This window comes from Cupriavidus yeoncheonensis (assembly GCF_905397275.1).
Taxonomy (GTDB): Bacteria; Pseudomonadota; Gammaproteobacteria; order Burkholderiales; family Burkholderiaceae; genus Cupriavidus; species Cupriavidus yeoncheonensis.
In genome coordinates this window covers 16,803-29,230 of record NZ_CAJPUY010000004.1, presented here as the reverse complement: position 1 = coordinate 29,230, position 12,428 = coordinate 16,803, and the positions used below count along the sequence as shown (strand labels likewise).

Annotated in this window: 11 protein-coding genes; 5 read left to right on the top strand and 6 right to left on the bottom strand. The window is 68.9% G+C overall.

Features of this window, described 5'->3' with window-relative positions:
- Positions 1 to 73: 73 nt before the first annotated feature.
- Both KHO22_RS06310 and KHO22_RS06305 read right to left on the bottom strand, forming a co-directional pair.
- On the bottom strand, positions 74 to 1,072 hold the full coding sequence (locus KHO22_RS06310; protein ID WP_211946265.1) for a Bug family tripartite tricarboxylate transporter substrate binding protein: 999 nt from the start codon (positions 1,070 to 1,072) through the stop codon (positions 74 to 76).
- Positions 1,073 to 1,201: 129 nt separating this feature from the next.
- Positions 1,202 to 2,674 (bottom strand): amidase, encoded by a 1,473-nt coding sequence (locus KHO22_RS06305; RefSeq protein ID WP_211946548.1) that lies wholly within the window; start codon positions 2,672 to 2,674, stop codon positions 1,202 to 1,204.
- Between the two features lie 159 nt (positions 2,675 to 2,833).
- Here KHO22_RS06305 and KHO22_RS06300 point away from each other — a divergent pair, with 159 nt between their 5' ends.
- On the top strand, positions 2,834 to 3,757 hold the full coding sequence (locus KHO22_RS06300; protein ID WP_211946264.1) for a LysR family transcriptional regulator: 924 nt from the start codon (positions 2,834 to 2,836) through the stop codon (positions 3,755 to 3,757).
- Positions 3,758 to 3,778: 21 nt separating this feature from the next.
- Here the strand turns inward: KHO22_RS06300 and KHO22_RS06295 are convergent, their stop codons facing one another.
- Positions 3,779 to 4,213, bottom strand: a complete 435-nt coding sequence (locus tag KHO22_RS06295; RefSeq protein ID WP_211946263.1) for a VOC family protein — start codon at positions 4,211 to 4,213, stop codon at positions 3,779 to 3,781.
- A gap of 148 nt (positions 4,214 to 4,361) precedes the next feature.
- On the opposite strand from KHO22_RS06295, the gene KHO22_RS06290 reads away from it, so the two are divergent.
- Positions 4,362 to 5,237, top strand: a complete 876-nt coding sequence (locus KHO22_RS06290) for a LysR family transcriptional regulator (RefSeq protein WP_211946262.1) — start codon at positions 4,362 to 4,364, stop codon at positions 5,235 to 5,237.
- A gap of 34 nt (positions 5,238 to 5,271) precedes the next feature.
- On the opposite strand, the gene KHO22_RS06285 is transcribed toward KHO22_RS06290, so the two are convergent.
- The 3 genes from KHO22_RS06285 to KHO22_RS06275 form a co-directional block, all read right to left on the bottom strand.
- Entirely contained in the window at positions 5,272 to 6,057 is a 786-nt protein-coding gene (locus tag KHO22_RS06285; RefSeq protein WP_211946261.1) for a GntR family transcriptional regulator, read from the bottom strand.
- A 94-nt stretch (positions 6,058 to 6,151) separates the two neighbouring features.
- Positions 6,152 to 7,147: an HpcH/HpaI aldolase/citrate lyase family protein gene (locus tag KHO22_RS06280; protein WP_211946260.1), complete on the bottom strand. Its 996-nt coding sequence runs from the start codon at positions 7,145 to 7,147 to the stop codon at positions 6,152 to 6,154.
- A gap of 51 nt (positions 7,148 to 7,198) precedes the next feature.
- On the bottom strand, positions 7,199 to 8,260 hold the full coding sequence (locus tag KHO22_RS06275) for a MaoC family dehydratase (protein ID WP_211946259.1): 1,062 nt from the start codon (positions 8,258 to 8,260) through the stop codon (positions 7,199 to 7,201).
- Between the two features lie 278 nt (positions 8,261 to 8,538).
- Between KHO22_RS06275 and KHO22_RS06270 the strand changes: the two genes are divergently transcribed.
- Genes KHO22_RS06270 through KHO22_RS06260 form a run of 3 tightly spaced genes read left to right on the top strand, consistent with a single transcriptional unit; the run spans position 8,539 to position 12,360 of the window.
- Positions 8,539 to 9,705, top strand: coding sequence for an acyl-CoA dehydrogenase family protein (locus tag KHO22_RS06270; protein ID WP_211946258.1), 1,167 nt, complete (start codon positions 8,539 to 8,541; stop codon positions 9,703 to 9,705).
- Between the two features lie 14 nt (positions 9,706 to 9,719).
- Entirely contained in the window at positions 9,720 to 11,084 is a 1,365-nt protein-coding gene (locus KHO22_RS06265) for an MmgE/PrpD family protein (protein ID WP_211946257.1), read from the top strand.
- Between the two features lie 22 nt (positions 11,085 to 11,106).
- Positions 11,107 to 12,360 carry a CaiB/BaiF CoA transferase family protein gene (locus KHO22_RS06260; protein ID WP_211946256.1) on the top strand — a complete coding sequence of 418 codons (1,254 nt, stop codon included), beginning with the start codon at positions 11,107 to 11,109 and terminating at the stop codon, positions 12,358 to 12,360.
- The last annotated feature ends 68 nt before the right edge of the window (positions 12,361 to 12,428 follow it).

Here is a 12,428-nt window from a genome sequence, read left to right as displayed (position 1 = left end):
GGCTGCGCGCCGCGCGGGACCGGTCAGCAAAGTGCAGGAAGCTGACCGGCCCAGGCCCGGGGGCTGTCCTGCCCTACTCCGCGCGAATGTCCGCCCGCGCCGCTACCGCCCGCATCTCGGGCAGTTCCTTTTCGACGCGCGCCCTGACTGCCGCGCCATTGCCATAGGCCGGTGTCAGGCCCAACTCGACCATGCGGGCCCGGGTCGCCGGCGCGCTGGCCACTTCCGCCAGTGCCTTCTCCAGCTTCTGCTGCACCGGCGCAGGCAGGCCAGCCGGCGCCATCAACGCGAACCACGTGCCCATCTGGAAGCCCGGGTAGCCGCTTTCTGCCACCGTGGGCACTTGCGGCAAGGCGGGCAGGCGCTGTGCCGACAGCACCGCCAGCGGCTTGATCTTGCCGCCCTTGATCAACGGCAGGCTCGCGACCACGGTGTCCACCGCGACCTGGACCTGGCCGCCGGCCAGCGCGGTCAGGCTGGGCGCGCTGCCATTGAACGGCACATGGACCATGCGCGCGCCGGTGGCCGACTTCAGCATCTCGCCGCCGAAATGGACCGACGAGCCCGCGCCAAAGGAGCCATAGGAGAACTTGTCCGGATTCGCCTTTGCCTGCGCCACGAGGTCCTTCAGCGAATTGACGCGGATCTCGGGGTTGGCCACCAGCACCAGGCTCATGTCCGCCACCAGTCCCAGCGGCGCAAAGCTCTTGAGCGGGTCGTACGCCAGGTTGTGCCGGATCGCCGGGTTCAGTGTCAGCGTGGTGCTGGCGGCGAGCAGCAGCGTGTAACCGTCCGGCGTGGCCTTGGCCACCTGCGTGGCGCCGATGACCGTGCTGGCGCCGGGCTTGTTTTCCACGACCACGGTCTGGCCGAGCTTTTCGCCAAGGCCGACCGCCAGCAAGCGGCCCAGCACGTCGGTCGCCCCGCCGGCCGCAAAGGGCACCACCAGCCGGATCGGGTGGTCCGGCCAGGACGGTCCCTGCGCCGCGGCCGGCGCAGTCGTCAGCGCGGCAGCCAGCGCAGCGGCCAGGCCGGCGCATGCAAGGAAAGGTTTCGTGGGCGTTGCGGTCATCGGTTCGACTCCTGCCTGCGGCTTTTGGGGAAACGGGGGAAAGCGAGGGGAAAGCGAGGGGAAAGCGAGAGATAAGCGAAGCCATGCGGGCGGTCCGGCGCCCGCGGGACAAAGGCGATGATCCGGTGCCTACGCCAGCCAGGGGCTGCGCACGCCCGAGAAACCGCCCGCCTGGTCGTAGGCATGGCCGAGTTGCAGCACCGCGGCATCGGCTTGCGCGGGTCCGATGATCTGGATGCCGGCTGGCAGCCCCTCCCGGCCGAAGCCCGCCGGCGCGGCCAGTGCGGGCAGGCCCGCCATCGTCGCCGGCACCACGGCCTGCATCCAGCGGTGATAGGTGTCCATGTCGCGGCCGTCGATGGCGTGCGGCCAGTCCAGCCCGGCATCGAACGGGAAGACCTGCGCCGCCGGCATGACCAGGTAGTCGAAGCGCTCGAACAGCACGCGCAGTGCCTGGTACCACGCGCTGCGCACGCTCATGGCCTCGTACACACGTGGACCCGACAGGGCCAGCCCGCGTTCGATCTCCCAGACGGCCTCCGGCTTGAGCTGGGCGCGCCTGGCGGGATCGCGGTAGAGCGCGTGGTTGGCGCCCGCGACGGCGAAGCTGCGCAGGTCGATCCATGCCTGCCACAGGCGTTCCAGGTCAAAGTCCGGCAGTGCGGCGTCGATCGTGCAGCCGAGCGCACGCAGGTGACCGAGCGCCATGACGCACGTGTCAAGCAGGCCGGCGTCGGTCGGCAGATGGCCGCCGAGGTCGCCGAGCCAGCCGATGCGAACGCCGGTCCAGTCTCTCTCCGGCGGCAGGACGAAGCTGCCCGGGGCCTCGGCACGGCGCGTCAGCGGCAGGCGCGCATCGAAACCGGCCTGCACCGACAGCAATAACGCCAGGTCTGGCACGTTACGCGCCATCGGCCCGGCCACGCTGAACTGCTGGAAGAAGACCTCCTCGGTGGGCCCGTGCGGCACGCAGCCGAACGAGGTGCGCAGGCCATAGACATGGTTGAACGCGGCCGGCGTGCGCAGCGATCCCATCATGTCGGAGCCATCGGCCACCGGCAGCATGCGCAGCGCCACGGCCACGGCCGCCCCGCCGCTGCTGCCCCCGGCCGAGCGCGCCGGGTCCCAGGCGTTGCGGGTGGTGCCATAGACCGGGTTGTAGGTGTGGCCGCCCAGGCCGAACTCGGGCGAGTTGGTGCGGCCGACGAAGAGCGCGCCGCCGGCGCGCATGCGCTCGAAGATCACGGCATCGGCCTGGCTGACCTGCCCGGCGAAGATCGGCGAGCCCTTGGTGGTGATCATGCCGGCGGCCGGCATGATGTCCTTGGGGGCCTGCGGAAAGCCATGCAAGGGGCCGCGGCTGGCGCCCCGGGCGAGTTCGCCGTCAAGGTCGGCCGCGTCCTTGCGCAGACGGTCCCGGTCGACCGGCGCCACGATGGCATTGACGCGAGGGTTATGGCGGTCGATCTGCGCCAGGCAGGCGTCGAGCACCTCCACGCACGACACCTCGCGCGCATGGATGGCCCGTGACAGGCCAACGGCGTCGAGCTCGAGGATGGAATCGGTCGGGGTGCTGGCGGGGGTGCCCGCGGGAGTGCCCATTGTCGCGTTCATGGAAGCCTGTCTCCTCTCTTCTGTCGTGTCAGGAAAGAGCATAGGGGCGGCATGGGTTTCCCACAATCGATGATTTTTTCAAATACCCTTGCGGAAAACGCAAACCTCCACGCATACCCCGACCCCAGCCACACGGAGCCCCGACCGATGCTGTCGCACCGCCTGCAGGACACCTCGCTGCGCTATTTCCTGGAAGTCGTCCGCACCGGGTCGCTGACCGAGGCAGCGCAGCGGCTCAATGTCACGGTGTCCGCGGTCAGCCGCCAGGTGGCGGCACTCGAAGGATTGCTGGGCGTGCCGCTGTTCGACCGCCGGCCGCGCGGCATGGTGGCCAGCGCCGCGGGCGAACTGCTGGCCGCCTATGCGCTGCGCAATGCGCTGGAGGCCGATCGGGTGGTGACGGAGATTGCCGCGCTGCAGGGGCTGCGGCGCGGGCGCGTGCGGGTGGCCAGCTCGGCGGGTTTCGCCATCGAATTCCTGCCGCGCGCCATTGCCGAGTTCCGCGAGCGCTACCCGGGGCTGCATTTCCATGTGCGCGTGGCGCCGCCGGCCGAGGTCACGGGCATCGTGCTGCATGGCGATGCCGATATCGGCATCACCTACAGCCGGGCCGCCGAGCAAGGCATCCGCGTGGAACACCGCCAGGCGGCGCCCGTGATCGCGATCATGCGGCCCGATCATCCGCTGGCGCGGTTTCGCAGCATCACGCTGGCACAGATGCAGCCATATCCGCTGGCACTGCCGGAAAGCGACAACACCGTGCGCCAGCTCTTCGACATTGCCTGCAGCGAACGCGGCATGGCGTTCGAGCCGGTGCTGGTCAGCAACCAGTTCGAGACCCTGACCAGCTTCGTGCTGCACGGCGGCGGGCTGTCGATCTCGGGCGGCGTTACGGTTGGCGACCGCCTGCGCCGCGGCGAACTGCACGCCGCGGCCATCCGCGAGCGCGGCATGAAAAGCCGTGCCATCGAACTGCAAACGCTGTCCGGACGTACCTTGCCCGATGGCGTGCGCACCTTCCTGAGCTTCGTGCGTGACCGGCTGGTGGACGAAAGCGGGATCGCCTCCTGAGGGCGTCCCGCCGCTGCCAGCTTACTTGGCGAACAGCGAGGACATGTCGGCAAACGCCTTCAGTTCCAGCGCATTGCCCGACGGGTCCAGGAAGAACATGGTGGCCTGCTCGCCCACCTCGCCCTTGAAGCGGATATGCGGCTCGATGACGAATTCCACGCCGGCCGCGCGGAGCCGGTCGGCCGCGGCTTGCCAGGCTTCCATCGACAGCACCGCGCCGAAGTGGCGCACGGGCACGGCATGGCCGTCCACGGCGCTGGTGCCGTGGTGGCCGCATTCATCGGGCGCCAGGTGCGCCACGATCTGGTGGCCGTAGAAGTTGAAGTCGATCCACGCGTCCGAGCTGCGGCCTTCGGGGCAGCCAAGCAATTCGCCATAGAACTCGCGCGCGCTGGCAAGGTTGTGGACCGGGAAGGCCAGGTGGAACGGGGGCAGGACGGCGGCGGGTGCGCTCATGGTGGGGGCTCTCGAGGATTGGGGAACGTGGCGATGACGCTGGCCCGGCGACGGGCCCGCATCCACAGGGGCCAAGTCTATGCATGACGACTGATGATGAAAAGCGATATATTTTCACGCTGAGCAACATCAAATTCGATCAATCGGCATGCTGCGAGAGCTACGCACCTTTATCGCCGTCGCCCGCCAGGGTACCTTTGCCGGCGCTGGCGCCCGGATTGGCCTGACCCAGTCGGCCGTCAGCGCGCAGATCCACCGGCTGGAAGAGGAGCTGGGCTTTCCGCTGTTCGACCGCACCGGGCGCTCGGCCCGGCTCAACGCGGCCGGGCGGGACACGCTGGCGCTGGCCGAGGAGCTGGTCGCGCTGTATGAACGCATCGGCCACCAGGGGCCCGATGCGCAAGGCGGCATGGTGCGCATCGGCGCGATTGCGTCGGCGCAGGTGACATTCCTGCCCGATGCCATTGCCCGCTTCCGTGCCGATCTGCCGGGCTGCCGCGTGCGCATGGTGCCGGGCGTCTCGCTCAGCCTGCTGGGCCAGGTCGATGCCGGCGATGTCGATATCGCGGTGCTGATCCGCCCGCCCTATGCGTTGCCGGCCGAACTGGACTGGCGTCCGCTGCTGCGCGAGCCCTTTGAGCTGCTGGTGCCGGCCGCCATGGCCGCCCGCCACTGGCGTGAAGCCATCGAGTCGGCACCGTTCATCCGCTACGACCGCGGCTCGTTCGGGGGCCGGCTGGTCGACCAGTTCCTGCGCCAGCACCGCGTGGCGGTGCAGGAAGCGATCGAACTCGATGAACTGGAAGGAATCGCGCAGCTCGTGGCGCGCGGGCTGGGCGTCGGGCTGTCGCCGCGCACGTTTGCCACGACGCAATGGCCGCCGGGCGTCGTGGCGCTGCCGCTGGGCGCGGACACCTTCTATCGCGAAGTCGGCCTGGTCGAGCGTGCGCCCCACAGCCGCCAGCCCGTTGCCAGCCGGCTGGCGGAGCGTATTGCCGAAGCCGCGCGGGCGCTGGCCGGATAGCGTGATCGCGTGATCGCTTGATCGCTTGATCGCGTTACAGCCCCAGTGCAGCCCCCCGGCTGCGCTTGAGCTGGAACGCCACCGACACGCGATCGGCCGGATAGATGGTGTCGGTGATCTCCAGGATCTTGCCGGAGCCGTCCTTGTAGTGGCGGATCAGCCGCAACCCCGCCGATCCGGCCGGCACGCCGAGCTGCGCGGCCAGCGGCGCCTCGATCAGGGTGGCGGTGACCACCTGCCGGATCTCGGCAATGGCGGTCGCGCGTTCGCGCTCGATCAGCGCGCTGACCAGGGTCTGGGGATGGCTGCGGATGGCCTCGACCAGCCCCGCCAGCGACGCATCGATATAGATATCGGCCTGCGCCACCGGCGTGCTGCCCTTGCGCGCGTCCACGCGGGTGCCGCTGAGCAGCACCCACGCGCTGCCCACCGGCGCTTCGAGCCGGCGCGCCAGCGCGCGGTCCAGCGTGACATCGCGCACGTCATCGATCGCGCGCACCTCGGTCGCCGCCACGCGCACCAGGTCTTCGGCGGTGCCGAAAGACTGCGTGTAGGCCGCGTTCGGGTTGGCGGTCTCGACAATGGTGCCGACGGCCTTCTTGCGCGAGATATAGCCCAGGTCCTGCAGCATGCGCAGCGAGGCGCGCACGGTGTGGCGGCTCACGCCGTGCTGCTCGGCCAGTTCATGCTCCGTCGGCAGCAGGCTGCCCACCACGCGGCGCCCTTCCACGATGTCCTTCACCAGCATGCTGGCGAGTTCGGCATATCGGGTGGGCGCGCCCGGCGTATCGGTCTTGCTGTCCTTCAGGGTCGCGGTCATGGCGGCAGGCGGTGCGGAAAGTCGGAGAGTGCGCGCATTTTACGATGCTGCTGCCGCGCCCTCCTCCTCTGTCTTTCGCGAATCGGTTCGCGAATCAGTTTGCGAAAAAGCGTCGCTCCGCCTCGGCGGGCAGCGCCATGCCGGTGACCTTCGCCTTCTGCAGCACCTCCCAGAAATAGCGGTAGGTGGCGCGGTCGTGCAGTTCGCCCTTGTACTGGATCGGGCCCCAGTCCGCGTCCTGCGCCGCCACCAGGATGCCGGCGGCGTCTTCGACTTCGGTGAAGTCCGGGCGCATGGCGTTGACGATCGGCTGGATCTGCGCCGGGTAGATGCTCCACATGCGCAGGAAGCCGAATTCATTGCGTGCGCGGCGCGCGTCGCCGGCGATCACGTCGGCATCCTTCAGGTTCAGGCACACGTTGTGCGCGGGCACGATGCCGTTGGCCAGCGCCGCCGCGACCATGTCGGCCTTGGCGCGCGCCAGCAGCGCGTGTTCGAACTGGCCCGGGCTGCGCATGGCGGCGGCCGGGATCGCGCCGTGGTGGCCGCTGACGAAGTCCATCAGGCCGAAGTCGAGCACTTCGATGTTCGGCAGCTCGGCGATCTGGAACACGTCGCGCAGCGCGCCGTGGGTCTCGATCAGCACATGGACCGGCACGGGCTTGTCCAGGCCGGCCTTCTTGGCAGCGTCGCCGATGTAGCGGATCACCTCGGCGACCTGCCCGCTGTTGGTGGCCTTGGGCACGGTGATATAGGCCAGGCGGCTGCCGGCGCTGCCCACGATGATGTCCACGTCCTGGCGCCAGGCCGGATGCGACGGGTCATGGATGCGCGCGCCGGCGCGGTCGAAGCGGTTGCGGTCGGAGGCGATCATGCGCGCCACCATTTCGGCGTGCTCGCGCTCCTGGCCGGCGGCGGCGCCGTCCTCGCAGTCGCAGGTCACGTCGAAGACCGGGCCGTATTCGACCTGCAGGTCCATGGCCTTGCCGATCAGCTTCTCGCTGCCGGCGAAGTGTTCGCACGCGGCCAGCACGGGAAATGCCTTTTCGCCGGCAAAGAGCGCGTCGTTCGGATGTGTTGCGGTGGTCATGTCTGGTCTCGCTGAATGGTTGGATGCAATGGGGCTGCCCACGCGCGGGGCTTAGCGCTGGCGTTTCGGCATGGCGATGGTGTAGTCGAGGTCGAGCACCACGTTGGACGGGTGCGCCGGCCGGCCTTCGCCCGGCTCCGGGAAGGCAATGGACGCGGCGCCGGCGTTCTTCACGCCGATCATGCGCAGGCGCAGGCCGCCGACGTGATCCTGGCCCAGGTCGACTTTGTCCAGCACCTGGGTGGCACAGGCGATGGTGTCGCCGGCATGGCTCGGGTTCACATGGCTGCCGCCGTTGATGGCCAGCATCGACAGGCCGTTTTCCAGCCCGTCATAGGCCAGCGCGCGGCATACCGAGATGATGTGGCCGCCGTAGACCAGGCGCTGGCCGCCGTTCGCCGCCATGGCATGGCCGTCGAAGTGCGCGCGCGCCGTGTTCTGGTACAGGCGCGTGGCCAGGCTGTGGTCGCTGTCATTGATCGTCATCGCGCCCGGGTGGTCGATGCGCTCGCCCACGGCGTAGTCCTCCCACAGGTCGTCAAAGCCCGTCATGGCGGTGATCTCGCGCACGCGCGCCGTGTAGTCGCTGCGGCGCAGGCGCTCGGCCGGCACCGCCGCCTCGGTGGCAGGCACCATCGCCTCGCCGCAGGCGGCGCCGTGGTCGCGCTTGTGCACCATCACCCAGCGCACCCAGCTCAGCACCTCGCGGCCATGCTGGTTGCGGGCGGTGGAGCGCACGTAGACCACCCCGCTCTTGCGGCTGGAGTTCTCCTTCAGGCCGATGACTTCGGTGTCGACGGCCAGCGTATCGCCCGGATACACGTGCGAAATGAAGCGCACTTCCGCGTAACCGAGGTTCGCCACGGCATTGAGCGAGATATCCGGCACGGTCTTGCCGAACGCGGTGTTGAACACCAGCAGGTCTTCCAGCGGCCGGTGCTCGAAGCCGAGCTGCCGGGCATTGGTCTCGGCCGTGCACAGCGCCGCGCGGCTGCCGGTCAGCCCGATATACAGGCTGCGGTCGCCCTCGGTCAGCGTGCGCGGCGTGGCATGGCTGATCCGCATGCCGACGCGGAAGTCCTCGAAATAGTTGCCGCTGCGGTCCTTCTTCATATCCGTTTCCTTGTCCCTCTGGCGCGGGTCGTCGCGCTTTCGCATCGACCCGCCATTGCGTCTTTATGTCCGTACATATTGATTCGTCAGATTCGGCCTGTCAACTGGAATCAACCAGAAGTCTGACCGCTATGGCGAAGAAACCGCCGGAAAAACCCCACCCGATTTGGGTGGGTATCGGCGATAAGGCTTGCCACCCACCCGGACTTTCCCCTTACTATGTACGTACATAAACATCGCCATCCAAGCGAATCACAGGCTACCGCCAGGAGTGCAAGGTGCAAAAACTGACCGAAGAGCGGCGCATGATCCAGGAGGCCGCGCGCCAGTTCACGATGGAACGCGTGCTGCCCATCGCCAACAAGCTGGACCCGGAGAAGGGCCAGATCCCGCGCGAGCTGATCGACGAGATGGCCGAACTCGGCTACTTCGGCATCCTGATTCCCGAGGAGTACGGCGGCCTGGGCCTGGGCGCCTACGAGTACTGCCTGGTGGCCGAGCAGCTTTCGCGTGGCTGGATGAGCGTGGGCAGCCTGATCGCCCGCGGCAACGGCCTGATCGGCGCGCTCAAGGGCCTGTCGCCCGAGAAGAAGGCCGAGTACCTGCCGCGCATGGCGCGTGGCGAATTTCTCGGTGCGTTCTCGCTGTCCGAACCCAATGCCGGCTCCGACGTGGCCAACATCTCCTGCCGCGCTGTCCGTGACGGCGACGACTGGGTCATCACCGGCAGCAAGTACTGGTGCACGTTTGCCGACGAGGCCGACTTCATCCTCGTGATCTGCCGCACCGATCCGGAGGTCGACCCCAAGGCACGCCACAAGGGCCTGTCCGCCTTCATGGTCGAGAAGCCGCGCGGAGAACTGCCAGAAGGCGTCAAGGGCAGCATCATTCCCAAGATCGGCTACCACGGCTGGACCACCTGGGAACTGGCCTTCGACGGCTGCCGCGTGCCGCATTCGAAGATGGTCGGCGAGGAAGGCAAGGCGTTCTATCTGGCCACGGCCGGACTCGAAACGGCGCGTGCCCATACGGCCGCGCGCTCCATCGGCCTGGCACAGGGCAGTCTGGAGGATTCGATCCAGTACGCGAAGGACCGCGCCCAGTTCGGCTCGCCCATCGGCAACTTCCAGGCGATCCGCTTCAAGCTGGCCGATATGGCGACCCAGATCGAGGCTTCGCGCGCTCTGCTCTACGCCGTGTGCGAGAAGATCGACGAAGGCATGCGCGCCGACACCGAGGCGTCGATGGTCAAGCTGTTCGCCAGCGAGATGTGCGAACGCGTGACCAGCGAAGGCCTGCAGATCCACGGCGGCGCGGGCTACACCACGCATTTCGCGGCCGAGCGCTACTGGCGCGACGCGCGCCTGACCAAGATCTTCGAGGGCACGTCCGAGATCCAGATGCGCATCATCTCCGATGCGATGCTGGGCAAGGTCGCCGCCTGAGCCGGGGGCAAGCCATGACGCAAGCCACCTCGCCCCCCGCCGGTATCACCGCGCGTGCCGCCAGCCTGGCGGTTGACGATTCACTGCGGTTTTCCGCGGACGCGCTCGCAATCGCCCGGCTGTCCATCTATGACTGCCTGGCCGTGGCGATCGCCGGCGCGCAGGAACCGGTCAGCCGGACCGTGCGCGAAATGGTGCGCAGCGAGGCCGGCGCACCGCAGGCCAGCGCCTTCGGCCTGGCGCAGCGCATTCCCGCCCGAGCCGCCGCGCTGCTCAACGGGGCAACCGCGCATGCGCTCGACTACGACGACACGCACTTCGATTTTGTCGGCCACCCGAGCGTGGCCGTGATGCCGGCCGCGCTGGCGGTGGCCGAACAGCGGCAGGCCAGTGGCCGCGCGCTGCTGGAGGCCTTCCTGACCGGGGTCGAGGTGACCTGCCGCGTCGGCGGCTGGCTGGGCCGGGCGCACTACAACGCCGGTTTCCACCAGACCGCCACCTCCGGGGCCTTTGGCGCCGCGGCGGCAGCGGCGCGCCTGCTTGGCCTCGACGCGAAGCAGGCCGCCCATGCCCTGGGCCTCGCCGCGACGCGCGCGTCCGGCCTGAAGTGCCAGTTCGGCACCATGGCCAAGCCATTCCACGCGGGCATGGCAGCGTCGACCGGCGTAGAAGCCGCCACGCTGGCGTCGCTGGGCTTTGTCGCGCGGCCTGATGCGATCGAATGCGCCGCCGGGTTTGCCGCGACGCATGGCGCCGGGCAAGGTTGCATGGACGATCCGTTCGCCGGCCTGCCCGAAACGTTCCGCTTTGTCGACGTCCAGCACAAGTTCCACGCCTGCTGCCACGGCACCCACCCGGCGCTGGAAGCGCTGAAGACCTTGCGCGCCCGCCACGGACTGCAGGCGCGGGACATCGGCGCGATCACGCTGGCCATCGCACCGCAGTGGCTGCCGGTCTGCTGTATTGCCGAGCCGGCAACGGGGCTGGAAGCGAAGTTTAGCCTGTCGCTGACGGCCGCGATGGTGCTGGCCGGTGTCGACACGGCCGCGCTCGCGTCGTTCTCCGATGCCAGCTGTCGGGTTCCGGCACTGATGGAACTGGCGCGTCGCGTCGGGATCCGCCCCGACCCGGCCGTTGCCGATACCGCCTGCCGGGCCACCGTCGTGACGACCTCCGGCGCGTCGCTGAGCTGCAGCGTCGAACTCGGCGATCCGATGCCCTACGCCACCCGCGCCACCAGGCTGCGCGGCAAGGTCGAGGCCCTGCTTGGCACGCAGCCGGCGCAGGCGCTGTGGGATTTCGTCGAAACCCTGGACACGCAGCCGGCATCGGACCTGTATCCGCGCCTGCACGCGTGGATGGCCGGCGATGCCGCCTGACCAGCCAATGTTGGAGTCAACCATGCAGCCTCACGCCCCGTCCCACGCCCCGTCCCACTGCAAATCCACCGGCGCCCTCGCCGGCCTGCGCGTGGTCGACCTCACCCAGATGCTGGCCGGCCCGTTCTGCACGCAGATCCTGGCCGACCATGGCGCCGACGTGATCAAGGTCGAGGCCATGACCGGCGACGGCACGCGCGTCACCGGCCCGTTCCGCGCCGACGACACGCTGAAGGACTTCGGCGGCTATTTCCAGAGCGTCAACCGCAACAAGCGCTCGATCGCGCTGGACCTGAAGACCGGCACCGGGCGCGAGATCCTGCGCAGGCTGATCGACGACGCCGACGTGGTGGTGGAGAACTTCCGCGCCGGCGTGATGGAGCGCCTGGGCCTTTCCTACGAAACCCTGCGCGAGACCAACCCGCGCCTGGTCTACGGCACCGTGCGCGGCTTCGGCGACCCGCGCAGCGGCGCAAGCCCGTATGCGCAGTGGCCGGCGTATGACGTGGTCTCGCAGGCCATGGGCGGGATGATGGGCATCACGGGTCCCGACCGCGACACGCCGACCAAGATCGGTCCCGGCGTGGGCGACACCGTGCCGGCGCTGATGCTGTGCATCGGCATCCTGGCCGCGGTGAGCCGCGCGCGCGCGACCGGCCAGGGCCAGTTCGTCGACGTCGCCATGACCGACGCGGTGCTGGCCATGTGCGAGCGCATCGTCTACCAGACCTCCTACACCGGTGCGGTGCCCGCGCCGGAGGGCAACCGCCACCCGCTGCTGTGCCCGTTCGGACTGTTCCGCGCGCGCGATGGCCATGTGTCGATTGCCTGCGCGACCGACGCCTTCTGGGAAAAGCTGGCCGACGCCATCGGCCGCCCGGAGCTGGCGCAGGACCCCGCCTTCGCCACCAACGCTGCGCGCGTGCGGCACCAGCAGCTGGTGATCGACGCCATCGAGGCCTTCACCGCGGTACGCAGCAAGGAGGAAATCGCCGAAGCACTGGGCGGCAAGGTGCCGTTCGGTCCGGTCTACACGTCCGCCGAAATCTTCGCGGACAGGCACTACGCGGTCCGCGAAATGCTGGTGGATGTCGAGCAACCGGGCTCGGCCACCCCGGTGAAGATCGCCGGGGTGCCGATCAAGCTGAGCGATACCCCGGGCGCCGTGCGGCGCCGCGCCCCCCTGCTGGGCGAGCACACCGACGAGATCCTGGGCGGGATCGGCCTTGCCGAAGACCGGATCCGGGCGCTGAAGGCGCAGCGTGTGGTGGCCTAACGCCCTGCCGAAAGCAAGCCATGAACCGCCACGCTGCCCTCCGCGCAGCGCGGAAAACCAGGGAGACA